12 protein-coding genes are annotated in these 15778 nt (G+C 63.5%); 5 read left to right on the top strand and 7 right to left on the bottom strand.

Annotated features, from left to right (window positions below):
- Positions 1–61: 61 nt before the first annotated feature.
- Complete coding sequence (locus RWT78_RS11090) at positions 62–1447, top strand: PspC domain-containing protein (protein WP_314675629.1); 1386 nt, start codon at positions 62–64, stop codon at positions 1445–1447.
- Complete coding sequence (locus tag RWT78_RS11085; RefSeq protein WP_042926362.1) at positions 1444–1677, top strand: hypothetical protein; 234 nt, start codon at positions 1444–1446, stop codon at positions 1675–1677. Before RWT78_RS11090 ends, RWT78_RS11085 begins: the two co-directional genes overlap by 4 nt.
- A 55-nt stretch (positions 1678–1732) precedes the next feature.
- On the opposite strand, the gene guaA is transcribed toward RWT78_RS11085, so the two are convergent.
- A complete protein-coding gene (gene guaA / locus RWT78_RS11080; protein WP_007727510.1) occupies positions 1733–3304 on the bottom strand; it encodes a glutamine-hydrolyzing GMP synthase in 1572 nt (523 codons plus the stop codon).
- A gap of 367 nt (positions 3305–3671) precedes the next feature.
- On the opposite strand from guaA, the gene RWT78_RS11075 reads away from it, so the two are divergent.
- Positions 3672–5441, top strand: a complete 1770-nt coding sequence (locus tag RWT78_RS11075) for an Ig-like domain-containing protein (protein WP_314675624.1) — start codon at positions 3672–3674, stop codon at positions 5439–5441.
- A gap of 51 nt (positions 5442–5492) precedes the next feature.
- Positions 5493–7250 (top strand): Ig-like domain-containing protein, encoded by a 1758-nt coding sequence (locus RWT78_RS11070; RefSeq protein ID WP_003940813.1) that lies wholly within the window; start codon positions 5493–5495, stop codon positions 7248–7250.
- 69 nt (positions 7251–7319) lie between these two features.
- On the opposite strand, the gene RWT78_RS11065 is transcribed toward RWT78_RS11070, so the two are convergent.
- The 3 genes from RWT78_RS11065 to guaB form a co-directional block, all read right to left on the bottom strand.
- Positions 7320–9074 carry a GMC oxidoreductase gene (locus RWT78_RS11065; protein WP_003940689.1) on the bottom strand — a complete coding sequence of 585 codons (1755 nt, stop codon included), beginning with the start codon at positions 9072–9074 and terminating at the stop codon, positions 7320–7322.
- Positions 9075–9247: 173 nt separating this feature from the next.
- On the bottom strand, positions 9248–10387 hold the full coding sequence (locus RWT78_RS11060; protein ID WP_003940976.1) for a GuaB3 family IMP dehydrogenase-related protein: 1140 nt from the start codon (positions 10385–10387) through the stop codon (positions 9248–9250).
- Positions 10388–10414: 27 nt separating this feature from the next.
- Complete coding sequence (gene guaB, locus RWT78_RS11055) at positions 10415–11938, bottom strand: IMP dehydrogenase (RefSeq protein ID WP_003940903.1); 1524 nt, start codon at positions 11936–11938, stop codon at positions 10415–10417.
- Between the two features lie 243 nt (positions 11939–12181).
- On the opposite strand from guaB, the gene RWT78_RS11050 reads away from it, so the two are divergent.
- On the top strand, positions 12182–12586 hold the full coding sequence (locus tag RWT78_RS11050) for a DUF5319 domain-containing protein (RefSeq protein ID WP_003940777.1): 405 nt from the start codon (positions 12182–12184) through the stop codon (positions 12584–12586).
- A 102-nt stretch (positions 12587–12688) separates the two neighbouring features.
- Here RWT78_RS11050 and RWT78_RS11045 read toward each other — a convergent pair whose 3' ends face one another.
- From RWT78_RS11045 to RWT78_RS11035, 3 genes are all read right to left on the bottom strand, one after another.
- Positions 12689–13627, bottom strand: a complete 939-nt coding sequence (locus RWT78_RS11045; RefSeq protein WP_230359675.1) for an anti-sigma-D factor RsdA — start codon at positions 13625–13627, stop codon at positions 12689–12691.
- The gene (locus tag RWT78_RS11040) at positions 13611–14189 is read right to left on the bottom strand and encodes a sigma-70 family RNA polymerase sigma factor (RefSeq protein ID WP_003940953.1); all 579 of its coding nucleotides are present in this window, start codon (positions 14187–14189) and stop codon (positions 13611–13613) included. Before RWT78_RS11040 ends, RWT78_RS11045 begins: the two co-directional genes overlap by 17 nt.
- Before the next feature lie 175 nt (positions 14190–14364).
- The gene (locus RWT78_RS11035) at positions 14365–15063 is read right to left on the bottom strand and encodes a hypothetical protein (protein WP_378504019.1); all 699 of its coding nucleotides are present in this window, start codon (positions 15061–15063) and stop codon (positions 14365–14367) included.
- Positions 15064–15778: the final 715 nt, after the last annotated feature.

Here is a 15778-nt window from a genome sequence, read left to right as displayed (position 1 = left end):
GTCACAAAGATCAGGGTTGGCCCTGATGCGCGGAGGCCGCCCCGGAAGCCAGGATTGATTCATGAACAATCCGACTTTCCAAGAACAGATCCAGGATCTGTGGCGGACCCGCCCCGTGCGTCTGCCGGCACAAGGTCACGTGGCCGGGGTATGCGCCGGAATCGGATACCGGTACGGCATCGACCCCATTCTGGTACGTGTCGCGTTTGTGGCCTCCACTATTTTCGGCGGCTCAGGCATCCTTCTCTACCTCGCCGGCTGGTTGGTGCTCGCCCGCGCCGGTGACGGATCGTCCCCCGCACAGTCGTTGATGGGCCGCGGACACAGCTCCGATTCCAGTACCAAGACCATCGTCTTGTTGGTGGCTCTCGCCATCGCGGCTACGACCGTCGGGCCTGTCGGCGTCGGCCTGGGTGGTTCCGGTCTGATCGGGCTGATTCTGATGGTCGGAGGCCTGTGGCTGCTCTACCAACGAGCGCCGGTCCCGCCTGCGCTGCCACAGAGCACGTCACCGTACGTCGGCGCGGGTACCGCGTATCCAGGCACGGGATTCACGCCCGGGCCGTTCACTCCCGGATACTTCGCACCCAATCAGCCGCCCGTGTACACGCCGTACACAAAACTCCCCGACACCTACGTGCCCGAGGAACGGCCGGCCGAACAGTCACAGCAATCTCAGGCCGATCATCCGACGATCAACCTGTCGAAGGACCCGAGCGCTTCAGCCGCCGCCAATCCGACCGAGGTGATCGGCGAGGCCGCCATCACACCGCCCTCCTGGGATCCGCTCGGCGTCGCTCCGTTCGCCTGGGATCTCCCGGACCCGGCAGTCAAAGCCACGCCGCTACTGCCTTTGCCACCACGTAAGCGTCGCTCACGATGGACGCTGACGGTCCTCGGACTCGCGATCATCGTCGCCGCCGTCACCGGGGCAGCGGGCGCGGCAACCGGCAACGAGTGGTTCACTCCCGGCCGAGTCGGTGCTGTCGGACTCGCCGTCATCGCGCTCGGCCTGATCCTCGGGGCATTCTTCCGCAAGGGGTACGGCCTGCTGGTCGTCACCGGACCGCTCGTGGGTTTCGTGCTTCTCGCCTCGTTGGTCTACCCGATCGATTTCGACGCCTCGGGTGAGCAAAGATGGACTCCGGCAACCGCTTCCGAGTTGGAGCCGTCGTACTCGGGAGCCTTCGGAAGCTTCACTCTCGACCTCAACGGGGTCGAATTCACCGAGGACAAGACCATCGACGTCGCGGCGTCGTTCGGTGAGTTCGTCGTCATGGTGCCACCAACCGTCAACGTCAAGAACAGCTGCACCGTCGTCATGGGTGACGGATCCGGTTGCCTCGAGGGCGGAATACACCCGGGCCGTGATGTGACACCGGATTCGCCCACACTGACCATCAACGCCAAAGCCACGTTCGGCAGTCTGAAGGTGACGCAATCATGAGCGACTACGACGAGACCACAGAGCACGACGAGACCCGAGAATCCAAGCGCCCCTCGGCACTTCTGCTGATCGCCGGACTGGCCGCACTTCTGGTCAGTGTGTGGGCGTTGGTCGGGCCATTCTCCCTGGCGCCGGCAGCGAACATTCAATTCCGTTGGCTGTTCGTCGGTGCCGCCGTCGTGGCAGGACTACTGCTGGTGATTCTGCCGAATCGGCGCAACCGGAAGTAAAACTGCTGTGCGCCTTTATTAACCGCGGGGGGTTAATAAAGGCGCACAGTTGTTTTTACTCCCACTCGATAGTTCCCGGCGGCTTGCTCGTCACGTCGAGGACTACGCGGTTCACGTCCGCAACCTCGTTGGTGATTCGAGTCGAGATGCGCTCGAGGGTCTCGTACGGCAGACGCGTCCAGTCCGCGGTCATCGCGTCTTCACTCGAGACCGGACGCAGCACGATCGGATGACCGTACGTCCGGCCGTCACCCTGCACGCCCACGCTTCGGACGTCGGCAAGGAGAACGACCGGGCACTGCCAGATGGTTCCGTCCAAGCCTGCAGACGTAAGCTCTTCGCGCGCAATGGAATCTGCCTGACGCAAGATCTCGAGGCGATCGCGGGTGACCTCACCGATGATGCGGATACCGAGTCCGGGACCGGGGAACGGCTGGCGTCCGACGATCTCTTCGGGCAGGCCGAGTTCGCGGCCCACTGCACGGACCTCGTCCTTGAACAGCAGACGCAACGGTTCGACCAACTTGAACTGCAGGTCTTCCGGCAGCCCGCCGACATTGTGGTGGCTCTTGATGTTTGCAGTTCCCGTGCCGCCGCCCGACTCCACGACATCCGGGTAGAGCGTGCCCTGGACGAGGAAGTCGACGGTCGCACCATGAGATGCGTTCTCGCCCAGAACATCACTGACTGCGCCTTCGAAGCTGCGGATGAACTCGCGGCCGATGATCTTGCGCTTGGTCTCGGGATCGGTGACGCCTGCCAACTCACCGATGAAGGTGTCCGCGGCATCCACGGTGATCAGACGAGCGCCGGTTGCCGCGACAAAATCCTGCTCGACCTGCGTGCGCTCACCGGCTCGCATCAAACCGTGATCGACGAAGACGCATGTCAACCGGTCGCCGATTGCGCGCTGAACCAAAGCCGCAGCGACAGCGGAGTCGACGCCACCGGACAGACCGCAGATGGCGTGTCCGTCTCCGACCTGCTCGCGAACCTGCTCGATCAGCGCATCGGCGATGTTCGACGCCGTCCACGCTGCCGGAATACCGGCAATCTCGTGCAGGAAGCGGCTCAGGACCTGCTGACCGTGCGGGGAATGCAGAACCTCAGGGTGGTACTGCACACCGGCGAGCTTGCGGGCGCGGTCCTCGAACGCCGCGACGGGAGCACCGTCGCTGGTCGCGGTCACCTCGAAGCCGGAAGGCGCTTCGGTGACGGCGTCACCGTGGCTCATCCATACCGGCTGCGTCGAGGGAAGACCGTCGTGGAGCAATCCGCCGGATACCGCGATGTCGGTACGGCCGTATTCGCGGGTACCGGTCTCGGCGACGGTGCCGCCCAGGGCGCCTGCCATTGCCTGGAATCCGTAGCAGATTCCGAAAACCGGAATGTCGTGATCGAACAGTGCGGGATCAAGCTTGGGAGCACCGTCTGCGTAGACACTCGAGGGCCCACCCGAGAGCACAACAGCCAAGGGGTTCTTGGCCACGATCTCCTCGACGGTCGTGGTGTGCGGAATCACCTCCGAGTAGACCTTGGCTTCGCGAACTCGCCGTGCGATCAACTGCGCGTACTGCGCCCCGAAGTCGACGACAAGAACTGGTCTCTGCTGCTCGATATCTGCCACAGGTGCAGTCTAATCGCCGCAGCCAGCGCTTCTGCGCATGCATGGACTCAGCCCGCTACTCGGCCGAGCGAGCGCGAGGTACGTCACTACAAAGGCCGCCCCTCAGAACTGCGCGGCGACCTCGCGCGGAACTAGACCACCGTCCAGGTCAACGGCGCCCCAATCACCCGCACCTTAGCTTCGGCAATCAATTCGGCAGCATCATCGCAGGCCAGAGCCCGAAATGGACGAAGGGTGAATTTTCTGGACGTTTGACCGATTCGCCTGAACCAAACGTCCAGTAAAGGTAATCTCGCCCGTCAAGTGATCAGGATCACGATCGCAAACGGCCGGCGCCGCCGAACGGCGCTCACCTCGAGGAGGACCTGTGCGTCGATTCATACGACGACTCGCCATACCTGTCGCAGCTGTGACGGCTGCCGCCGGACTTCTAGTCCTCGGCACGCCGGCCACTGCTGACGAAGCCCCGCCGACCACTTTCACCGGCACGACCGACAACCTGATCTTCACGAAGAGTGTCATCGGGAACGCGGCAGTTCACCCAGGCGACACCGTCACGTACAAGACCGAGATCAAGCACAACGAAAGCGGCATCGAACGGTCGATCGCAAAGATCCGTGACATCCCGCCCGCAGGATTCGTCCTCGTGCCGGGCAGCGCCAAGGCCACCTACCTGGGGGTGACCAACCGGGCCACGATCAGCAACGAATCAGATGGCGGAGTCTCCGCGAAGTGCTCGAGCGGCTGCACCTTCCTGGTCGGTGGATTCGTCGTCAAGAAGAACCAACCCGTCACGCTGGAAGCGACCTACACGGTCCCCGTCGGCACAGCATTCGGGACGTACGACAGCGGCATGCTCTTCGACGTCAACGCCTTCAGCACACAGCAGGGTCTCAACCCGATCAACGTCAACGTCCAGGTAGTCGACCCGTCTGTCGCCACCGGAACCACACTGGTTGCACCGGCAACGGCGAAGGTCGGCACGCCGGTCGACCTGACCGCGACAGTTTCTCCGTCCGACGCGAGCGGCACCGTCCAGTTCAAGGACGGCGGCAACGACATCGGCTCGCCGGTCCCGGTCTCGGGCGGTAGCGCCACCCTCTCCCACACCTTCGACAGCGTCGGCGCCCACGACATCACCGCCGCGTACAACGCCGGTCCGGGATTCCACAGCTCGACCTCCGGAGTCCAGACCGTCGACGTCTCCGCGGACACCACCACCACGATCTCGGCCCCGAACGCCGCGCTGGTAGGTGACAGCATCACCGTGAGCGCTGTCGTCACACCGGCAAACGCCGTGGGCACGGTGCAGTTCAAAGACGGCGAGACCAACCTCGGCGCACCGGTGGCTGTAGTCAACGGGACGGCTTCCCTGACCCGCAGCTACGACGCTTCGGGCACCCACAGCTTCACCGCAGTGTTCACCGGCGAGGCCGGTTACGGCGATTCCGTCTCCACCGCAACCCAACTCGACGTCAGCGATCCCGACTGGGGAACCACGACCACAGTTGTCGAACCACTCACCGCTGTTGTCGGTGAACCGACCAACCTCTCGGCCACCGTCTCCCCCATCCCGAGCAGCGGAACCGTGACGTTCAAGGTCGACGGCGCCGAGGTCGGTACCGCACCGGTCGGCACGGGTGACGGCGTCGCGATCCTCCCGCACACCTTCGCATCAGCGGGCGCTGCAGCCGTGACGGCAGAGTTCTCCGGCGGAACCGGATTCATCGGCTCCACGTCCGCGTCGTTCACTGTGAACGTGACCGATCCCGAACCCGCCCGCGCCGACACCACGACGTCTCTGACCGTCAGCGGCTCGGCTCAGGTCGGAAAGGCATTGCAGCTCAAGGCCACCGTCGCACCCGGAACAGCAAACGGAATGATCCAGTTCAAGTCCGGCACGACGCCCATCGGCGCACCCGTTGCCGTCGTCAACGGCGTCGCGACACTCACGCACACCTTCGACGACGAGGGAACGTTCGGCCTCACTGCCAACTTCGTCGGCGACGCCGGTTGGAAGAACTCCGTCTCCGGCCCGACGGTCGTGCAGGTCGGCACCGCACCGACCGACGGCGGCGGCACCGGAAGCGTGGACACCGGTTCGCTCAGCGGCCTCATCCCGCTCTTCGGAAGCTAGTCCCCCACATCAGCTTTGGACACCACTCCCGTACCCAGCTCAGGAGAATCCATGTTCGTGTACTCCAGACGTCGCATCGCGGCGCCGATCGCCGCCACGGCACTCGCCAGTGGCGTCATCCTCGCGGGAATCCCCGCATCAGCGGCCCCCGTGACAACAACCTTCGGCACGAGTTGCCTGGCAACCCCGTCCGCTGTCGCCGGTCCGACCACGCAGTCACAGTCCGGCTCGGTCATCGTCGACGCACCGGAATCCATCGGCGCCGGTGAGACCTTCGAGGTCACCATCCAACCCGGCCCCATCGCCTTTCCCGGCTCCGCTTCCGGGGCGACCGTCCAGAACGTCTCCCGCATCAAGGTCGACGTCGACGTTCCTGCGAACGCCACCCTGGTGGAAGCCACCATCGTCCCCGGCACCTCGGCGGGGCTCAGCGGTGTAGCGCCGAACATCCTGCGCGTCAACGAGAACGGCAACGTCGATCCCAACGGAACGATTCTGCGTCTCTCCGGAAACAACCAGGTCATCGGAAACAGCCCCAGCTCGAGCATCAACTCCGAGGGCGGCATCGTCGTCAAGGCGACCGGCAAGAACGTCGACGGTTCCAACAATGCCGACGGCTACACGCAGTTCCAGCTCCCCCAGGTCAAGGCAGTTCTCAAGGCCGGCGATTCAGGGGACGTCGCGATGAAGGTACGCACCGGCGGCAGCGCGGGAGCGTGGAACAACGATCGCAACTTCCTCACGTTCCTCCCCAAGGCCACCCTGGTCATCACCGCCTGGGCACCCACGCGATGCACCCCGCGTGACGCCGAGAACGGTCCGCTCAACAGCGGCGCAGGCCCCCTCGCCACGACGCGGATCATCGAGGCGGACAAGGCAACCACCACCACAGTCGTCGGACCGGCCAACGCCAAGAACGGAACTCCCGTCACCCTGTCAGCCAACGTGAGCGGCGGCGCAAACGGTGGAACCGTCCAGTTCTTCGACGGCGACAACCCACTCGAGGACGCCGTGCCGGTAACCGGAGGGTCGGCCAGCATCTCCCCGACCTTCACCGAGGACGGACCGCACTCCATCACCGCGAGCTACAGCGGAGCCCCCGGGTTCCTGGCGTCGACGTCGGCGTCGGCCAAGATCGTGACCGTCACGACCGATGCACCGCCGGACGCCGTGACCACTACCGCCACGGTTTCGCCGTCGACCGCGAAGGTCGGACAGGACGTCAACCTGACTGCCAAGGTCGATCCGCAGGGTACCGGCGGCACCGTCGATTTCATCGTCGACGGCACCGAAACGGTCAGTGCTCCGGTCGGAACCGACGGAGTTGCCGTCGCTCCGTACACCTTCACCTCGACCGGAACGCACAAGGTTGTCGCGAAGTTCACGGGCTCACCAGGATTCGCGCCGTCCGCTGCCCCGGCATTCCCGGTCAGTGTGACGACGCCGGCTCCGGCCGACGTCGAGACGACCACGGTTCTCGACGCTGTCGGAACTGTTCAGAAGAACACCCCGGTGACGCTCAAGGCAACGGTCGATCCGTCCGGCGCCACGGGCAAGGTCCAGTTCAAGGTCGGTGACACCCTCATCGGTGGACCGGTCGACGTGGTCAACGGTGTCGCAACGGTACCGGCCACCTTCTACAACTCCGGGACCTACAGTGTCACCGCCGAATTCGTGGGCGCTTCGGGCTACACGGCCTCCGCATCCGCGCCGCAGACTCTGACCGTCCCCGGCGATACGGACGGCGGGCCCGGAGGCGGGACGGGCAGCCTCGACCTCGGCACTCTGTTCGGGTCGCTAGGAGGCTGACACTCTGAAACAGAGTTGGGGGGTGTCGTCGAATCCTCGACGACACGCCCCATCTTCGTTCGCGGCGAACTATCCGGCTGCCGGCTCCGCCGGAACAGCGGTAGCTGTCTTGCCTCCGGTGATCTTCACGATCGGCAGGACCAGCGCGGCCGGAGCCGACGCCGGCACCACAGGCGACTTGGGTGCAATCGGAGCCAAACGCTCGTAGCCGCTGCCCTGGGCGGGACGCAGGTCGGTCTCCCCCTTGTTCGGCCACAGCGAGGCCGAGCGCTCGGCCTGAGCGGCAATGGTCAGCGACGGATTCACGCCGAGGTTGGCCGAGACCGCTGCGCCGTCGACGACGCTGAGCGTCGGGTAGCCGTACACGCGGTGGTACGGATCGATGACGCCGTGATCGGAATCCGACGCGATAGCGCAACCGCCGAGGAAGTGCGCCGTCAGTGGAACGTTGAAGATCTCGCCCCACGTGCCGCCCGCGACGCCGTCGATCTTCTCGGCAACTCGACGCGTCGCCTCGTTGCCCTCCGGGATCCACGTCGGGTTCGGCTGACCGTGGCCCTGCTTGCTGGTGACCTTGCGTCGACCGAACAGGCCCTTCTTCGTGTACGTGGTGATGGAGTTGTCGAGGTTCTGCATGACCAACGCGATGATCGTGCGCTCACTCCAGTCCTTGACCGTCAACATGCGCAACATCTGGTACGGATTCTTCGCAACCACACCGAGGAACTTGATCCATCGGGGCGTCTTGCCGCCGCCGTCCGTCATCAAGGTCTGCAAAAGGCCCATCGCGTTCGATCCCTTGCCGTAGCGGACCGGCTCGATGTGGGTGTCGCTGCTCGGGTGGAACGACGAGGTGATCGCCACTCCGCGGGTCAGGTCGAGTGCGGGATCGACCTTGTACTTGCCTGCGCCGACAATGGATTCGGAGTTCGTTCGAGTCAGCTCGCCGAGCTTGTCGGAGAGCTTGGGCAGCGCTCCGGTGTCCTTCATGTCGAAGAGCAGATGCTGAGTGCCCCACGTTCCGGCCGCGAGAATGACGTTCGCAGCCGTGTAGGTGCGGCGGTTCTTTCGTCCGAATGCACCGGTTCGCTCGGTGAACACGTCCCACGAACCGTCGCGAGCCTCACGAAGCCCGGACACGGTGGTCATCGGAATGATCTCGGCGCCGGCTGTCTCGGCAAGGCCCAGATAGTTCTTGAGGAGCGTGTTCTTCGCTCCGTGACGGCAGCCCGTCATGCACTCGCCACACTCGATGCAACCGGTGCGCTCGGGTCCGACGCCGCCGAAGTACGGGTCCTTCGCCTTCTTGCCAGGTTCACCGAAGTAGACGCCGACGGGCGTCTGGATGAACGTGTCGCCGACACCCATGTCATCTGCGACGGACTTCATGATCTCGTCGGCGGGCGTCATGTGCGGATTCTGGACGACGCCGAGCATCTTCTGAGCCTGCTCGTAGTACGGCGTGAGCTCGCTGCGCCAGTCGGTGATGTGCGCCCACTGCTTGTCCTGGAAGAACGGCTCCGGCGGCTGGTACAGCGTGTTGGCGTAGTTCAACGACCCGCCGCCGACGCCTGCGCCCGCGAGAATGAGGCAGTCGCGCAACAGGTGCACGCGCTGAATGCCGAAGCACCCCAGCTTCGGAGCCCAGAGGAACTTCTTGAGATCCCAACTGGTCTTCGCGAAATCTTCGTCGGCATACCGTCGGCCGGCTTCGATGACGCCGACCTTGTAGCCCTTCTCCACGAGACGAAGCGCGCTCACGCTTCCGCCGAACCCGGATCCGACGATCAGTACGTCGTAGTCCGTTGCCCGTTGCTTGCCCATCAGGACACCTCCACCGTGAACCGTAGTTACCCGCCAGTATGCACCTATCCCTTGTGACTACCACCACAAGGGGCCCCATAAGCGTAACCGCAAGTATCAGGAACGGAAGAAAGTCCTGCACAACGAACTGTGGCCCCGGTTCACGAAGAACCGGGGCCACAGAAGGGTGCAAACTACGCGCGGACTGTCAGCCCGACCTTCTGGAACTCCTTGAGATCGGAGTATCCGGCCTTCGCCATCGACCGACGGAGACCACCGACGAAGTTCAGCGAACCGTACGGATCGTCCGAAGGGCCGCTCAGAACCTGGTCCAGACTCGGACGCTCACCATAGGAAACCGGAAGAAGTGCTCCACGCGGAACCGAAGGATGAGCCGCAGCGGACGGCCAGTACCAGCCACCACCCGGCGCCTCGGCGGACACGGCCAGCGGCGTGCCCAGAACGGCAGCGTCGGCACCGCAGGCGATGGCCTTCGCCAGATCACCCGAAGTTGCGATGTCACCGTCGGCGATGACGTGGACGTAGCGTCCACCCGTCTCGTCGAGGTAGTCGCGCCTGGCTGCTGCAGCATCGGCAATGGCCGTGGCCATCGGAACGCCGATGCCCAGGACCTCACCGGTGGTGGTTGCGCCCTCGGTAGACCCGTACCCGACGATGACACCGGCAGCGCCGGTACGCATCAGGTGCAGCGCGGTGCGGTGGTCACTGACCCCACCCGCGACAACCGGAACGTCGAGTTCCGAGATGAACGTCTTGAGGTTGAGCGGTTCCTGCTCGGTGTGCACGACGTGCTCGGCCGAGATGATCGTGCCGTGGACGACCAGGAGGTCGATGCCCGCCTTGATCAGCTCCGGCGTCAGTGCGCGCGCATTCTGCGGGCTGACGCGAACGGCAGTGGTGACCCCCGAATCACGGACCTGCGCCACCGCAGCTGCCAGAAGACCGGCCTGCAGCGGAGCCGCATGCAGCTCCTGCAAGTAGCGGATGGCCGCGTCGACGCCACCGTCCTTCTCGGCGATCTCGACGAGACGCCGGAGCTTCTCCTCGACATCGGGGTGACGGCCCCACAGGCCTTCACCGTTGATGACACCGAGGCCGCCGCGCTTACCCAACTCGATCGCGAAAGTCGGCGAGACCAACGCGTCGGTGGGATGTGCGAGGACAGGAATGTCGAACCTGTAAGCGTCGAGCTGCCAAGCAGTCGACACCTCCTTCGACGAACGAGTTCGCCGGGAGGGAACGATGTTCACATCGTCCAACTCGTAGGTACGTCGGGCCGTTCGACCCATGCCGATCTCAACGAGGTCGCGCACGCGCGCCCCTTTCTCGTGTACTGGTTGCTAACGAGCGGTGTAGTTGGGTGCTTCGACAGTCATCGTGATGTCGTGCGGATGGCTTTCCTTCAAACCGGCCGCCGTGATCTGGACGAACTGAGCGTTCTGCAGGTGCTCGATCGTCGCCGACCCCGTGTATCCCATGGCAGCGCGCAGACCACCGGTGAGCTGGTGCGTCACCTGTGAGAGCGGGCCACGGAACGGAACACGTCCTTCGATGCCTTCCGGAACCAACTTGTCCTCGGAAAGCACGTCGTCCTGGAAGTACCGATCCTTGGAGTACGACTTGGCCTCGCCACGCGACTGCATCGCGCCGAGCGAACCCATTCCGCGGTAGCTCTTGAACTGCTTGCCGCCGACCAGAATCAGTTCGCCGGGCGATTCAGCGGTACCGGCCAGGAGTGAACCCAGCATGGCCGTCGACGCACCTGCGGCAAGAGCCTTCGCGATGTCACCGGAGAACTGGAGTCCACCGTCAGCGATGACGGGCACACCGAGAGGCTTGCACGCGGCAACCGCTTCCAGGATGGCGGTGACCTGAGGGGCACCGACACCGGCGATGACGCGGGTGGTGCAGATGGAACCAGGGCCGACTCCGACCTTGACGGCATCGACGCCGGCTTCGACCAGTGCCAGAGCACCCGCGCGCGTAGCGACGTTGCCACCGATGATCTGAACCCGCTCGCCCAGTTCACGCTTGAGCTTGGCGATCATGTCGAGAACGTTGGACGAATGCCCGTGCGCACTGTCCACCACGAGTACGTCCACACCGGCATCGGTGAGCGCCATCGCGCGCTGGAAGGCGTCATCGCCGGCACCGACTGCAGCGCCGACCAGCAGTCGACCGTCACGGTCCTTGGTGGCGTCGGGATGCTGCTCGGTCTTGACGAAGTCCTTGACCGTGATCAGACCGGTGAGCTTGCCGTTGCCGTCGACGATCGGCAGCTTCTCGATCTTGTGCCGACGAAGAAGGCCCAGTGCCACGTCAGCGGTGACGCCTTCCTGAGCGGTGATCAGGGGCATCTTGGTCATGATCTCCGCGACCGGGCGGTTCTGGTCGACCTCGAAACGCATGTCCCGGTTGGTGACGATGCCAACCAGCTGGCCGGCGTCGTCGGTGACAGGCAGACCCGAGATGCGGAAACGAGCGCACTTCGCATCGACCTCACCCATCGTGTCGGTCGGCTTACACGTGACGGGATCGGTCACCATGCCGGCCTCGGAACGCTTGACCGTCTCGACCTGTCCTGCCTGGACCTCAACCGACGAGTTGCGGTGCAGAACACCCATGCCGCCGGCGCGTGCCATCGCAATTGCCATGCGCGACTCGGTGACGGTGTCCATCGCAGAACTGACCAACGGAATCCGCAGACGGATGTCGCGGGTCAGTTGACTGGACGTGTCGACCTGGCTCGGGATGACGTCGGACGCAGCAGGCAACAGCAGCACGTCGTCGTATGTCAGTCCCAGCATCGCGACCTTGTTGGGGTCGTCTCCTCCGGTGTGTACATGTCCTGCAGAACTACTCATGCGGTCAGGACCCTCCATGGACCTAGATTCGCCCAGGGCGACCGCTGTAGCAGCCGCCTCGAAACGGATTACGAAAGCTGGATATCGGATAGAAGGCGCCTGCACGGAAAGAAATTCCTGGCACCTTTTCCCGGCGTTGCACACCATGGTATCGGCTCACTCAAAGGTCCGAACCATCCCACCCACGCTGCGTGTACGCGTAACAAGTGGCGCTGACCCCCCTGACCTGCGTACCGTGGTGCTGTGCGTGATCAACTGCCCCCCGGTCTGCCGCCAGATCCCTTCGCCGGCGACCCAGCTGACCCCTCCGCGGCTCTCGATGCCATCGAGCCGGGCCAACCACTCGACCCCCACGAACGCCAAGCGGTCGAGGAGGATCTCGCTGACCTCGCTGTTTACGAGGCACTCCTCGCTCACCGCGGTATCCGCGGTCTCGTAGTCTGCTGCGAGGACTGCCAACAGGATCATTACCACGACTGGGACATGCTGCGCGCAAACCTGCTGCAGCTGCTCGTGGACGGAACCGTCCGCCCTCACGAGCCTGCCTACGACCCGATGCCTGAGGCATATGTCACGTGGGACTACTGCCGTGGATACGCCGACGCGTCGATGAACGAGGCGATGCACGGCGACGGTTTCGACAGCTGAGCGAAACCTCACCCAAGCTCATACGAAAGTGGCCGACAAGCCATTGCGTGTCGGCCCCGTTCGGATGTAATCAGATCGGAACGATGCCGATCAGAGCGGGTCTCAGGGCGGCGGTGACGAGAAATCACCGGACGGCGAGGAGGCAGGCGCCAGAGACGTCGTCGTCGTGGTGGTGGTCGTTGTCGTCGTGGTTGTCGTCGGCAACGAGGTCGGAGGCGTCGAGGAAGCCGACGTCGGCGGCAACTGCAGCTGCACTCCCGGATCTGGTTTGGTCGAACTTGTCGGTTCGCCAGGTCCCTGAGGATTGAGCGGTTTGACCGAGGAGCCCGGAATTGCCGTGATCGAAGTGGTCGGGCCGGCCGGCTGACCACTCGTCGGCGGCGGCGCTACGGGTGACGTGGTCTCCTGGACCTGCGTCATCAACTTGCCCCAACGCTCGACGAGGTCGGTCTTGTCCTGCGAGTCCTTGACCGCATCGGCACGGTGAGCTGCGTTGTCCAGCACCATCTTTGCCGCAGGAATGTCTCCGGCAGCCAACAGCCGCTCGGCCTTTTCCAGCTCGGAAGTCGTGTCGATCTTCGCAACTGTCGAGTTGGCCTCGTCGGCGAAGACGACCTGCTTGACGCCCCACAGGGCATCGCCGGGCTGGGCGTCGTACGCCATCGCCGTGGCGCCACCGAAGACCACTGCTGCAACTGCTGCAGCGGCGGCGATCGGACGAACCACACGCAATCGAGAACGGGAACGTGAACGCTGACGATCGGAGAAGCCGGACGGCGTCGCTGTGATTGCAGCGATGACATCGTCCAACAACGGACCCTCGGGCATCGGAGTCGCAACGACATCGTCACGCCATTGCGAGAGGATCAACGCAAGTTCGTACTGTTCGGTGCTATCGGTTGCTACCGGCCCACCATTCGAAATGGATTCGATCAGCGCATCGTCACGCCGAACCGCAGCCAAATCCACTGGCGTACCGTCGTCGGCGAGATCACCGAGATTCGAAGCGTCATGCCCCTCGTCTCTAGCCAAAGCTCTCACCTGCTTTCGTCACTTCTTTTTTCAGTTTCGCGATCGCTCTGTGCTGAGCGACTCGTACAGCTCCGGCGGTACTACCGACGGCGACGGCCGTTTCCTCGGCCGACATCCCGACCACCAGGCGAAGTATCAAGATTTCTCGATGCTTCTCCGGAAGTGTGCCGAGAAGTTCGTGCATCTGTCTGCTGGACTCCGAATCGAGAGCTCGCTGTTCGGGACCATCATCCAGTGCTATTACATCCGGTACTTCGGAAACGGGCTCCGACTTGTTACGGGCGGAGCTTCGATGTGCGTCCGCAACCTTGTGCGCGGCAATTCCGTACACAAAGGCCATGAACGGGCGTCCCTGGTCCTGATAACGCGGCAGCGCGGTCATCACGGCCAGACAGACTTCCTGTGCGACGTCGTCAGCGGACAGGTGTCCTCTCTCGGCCGCACCCACTCGACCGCGGCAGTAGCGCACCACCATCGGTCGGATGTTCTCCAGAACCAAAGCTAGAGCTGTACGGTCGCCCTGCGCAGCAGCGGCGACCGCGGTGTCCAACTCATCGCTCGTATTTGTCATCGTCAGCGAAAATCCTGGCGTTACAGTGGCACCTCCCGAGCGGGTGTGCTCCCGCTCTCAGCGGAACCCTCTAAGAGTAACCATCCGGACCGACTGGTCTCCGCATACCTGCCCAGCAGTCGCGATATCGATACAGCTCCTTCTGGAATGTTCTCCGGAGACTTCGGTGGAGTGGTTACGACAAAGGTAGGAGTGATCCACCACGCATCGCAATCAGATCGCCGATCTCCTGGGCACTCGGTGAGGTTCTCTCACCGCTGACACCTTCGATCAACAGAGACGACGCCCAGGCCAGGGGCAGCAGGCCGTATTGCCGGCACCGCGCGAACACATCTGCTGCCATCTTCACGGCTGCGCTCGCGTCTGTTCCGGTCAGCGCGGCGCTACGCAGCAGATCCGACTTCACGCGGTGCCGCACAGACTCCGATTCCGCTGACAATTCGACGGCGCGTTCTGCGTGTCTGCCGGCACGAGCGAAGTCCCCTCCCGCCAACGCCAATTCTGCGGAGACCCATTCGATCCGAATTTCCTGCCGCCACAGCCCGCCCTCGGCATCCAGACGCGCCCGACATTGCGCCAGCAGGCGCCAGCCGAGCGGGAGCCTGCCACAGCCGAGGGCGTCTGCGGCCAGACCGGTCAGAGCGTCACAGGCAGCCTCTGGATCACCTGGCAGGCCGCCGACGATCGCCAGTGCGCGCCCGTCCCACGTGGACGCGAGTGCATGGCGTCCGCTCTGGCGAAGAAACGACGCCCTCGTGCTGGCAGACAGAGAGGCAAGAACTCGATCCGAGTGCGTCGAGAACCCGGCCGTGAGCCGATCGAGGACATCCAATGCAGCCCGCGCTCTTGCGTAGTGGCCCTGACCACCCAGCACTACTGCCGTTGTCCACCAATCTCGGGCAGAGCAAGGCGCCGGGAGGCGGTCGAGATCCGGATCCGCACCGAACGCGGCAGACTCGAGGGACCCTGGAAGTGCAGTTGTTTCGTTGGGCACAGGTGATTGAGGGCGCGCAGGTGTCGACACAGGTTGATCATCGCAGCAGCACGAGCAGACATTCGCACGACCGGCGTCACACCAACGATGCCAAAAGTCGCACGAAACACGAAAAGGCAAGTTTGTCGGAGTTAATCAGATATTCAACTGAGATTTGCCAAATGTACTCGTAATGATATTTAACGGGCATATATCCGTGACGTTAACTGCGCATTACTTATTGGACGGATGTCCTAGTTGAAACTTGGGCACTAAGTCCCGAAATGGAGTGCAACCCCGCCCACGCAATATCGGACAAATGACGCAAACCGAGCCGAATGACCGAGTGATTTCGCCGGGCGATCAGCCTCGAACATATCCCTGATCTGTAGGTTTCGCATCTCGAGCAGCCGGGCTTGCCGGCCGCCACCTCGATCGACCCAATTTCGACATCGGCGCAGAACAACGCACGAGGGGCCCGAAATGTAAATATATACTTCGTTAACTCTCGCATTTCGATATATGCCGATCGCCACTGAACGAGCCTATTGACGCGATTTACTCAGCACCCTTACGGTTAGCAAGCGTGAACGATTCAGAAGGCCCGGATAACCTC

The sequence above is a fragment of the uncultured Rhodococcus sp. genome, assembly GCF_963525155.1.
Classification (GTDB): domain Bacteria; phylum Actinomycetota; class Actinomycetes; order Mycobacteriales; family Mycobacteriaceae; genus Rhodococcus_F; species Rhodococcus_F qingshengii.
The sequence above is the reverse complement of the archived record's forward strand: the minus strand, read 5'-3'. Positions and strand labels throughout refer to the sequence as shown.

Bases quoted from the DNA above. Each gene is read 5' to 3' on its own strand.
- RWT78_RS11090 (WP_314675629.1), top strand. From the start codon at position 62: ATGAACAATCCGACTTTCCAAGAACAGATCCAGGATCTGTGGCGGACC.
- guaB (WP_003940903.1), bottom strand. From the start codon at position 11,938: ATGAGTAGTTCTGCAGGACATGTACACACCGGAGGAGACGACCCCAAC.
- RWT78_RS11070 (WP_003940813.1), top strand. From the start codon at position 5,493: ATGTTCGTGTACTCCAGACGTCGCATCGCGGCGCCGATCGCCGCCACG.
- RWT78_RS11065 (WP_003940689.1), bottom strand. From the start codon at position 9,074: ATGGGCAAGCAACGGGCAACGGACTACGACGTACTGATCGTCGGATCC.
- RWT78_RS11040 (WP_003940953.1), bottom strand. From the start codon at position 14,189: ATGACAAATACGAGCGATGAGTTGGACACCGCGGTCGCCGCTGCTGCG.
- RWT78_RS11085 (WP_042926362.1), top strand. From the start codon at position 1,444: ATGAGCGACTACGACGAGACCACAGAGCACGACGAGACCCGAGAATCC.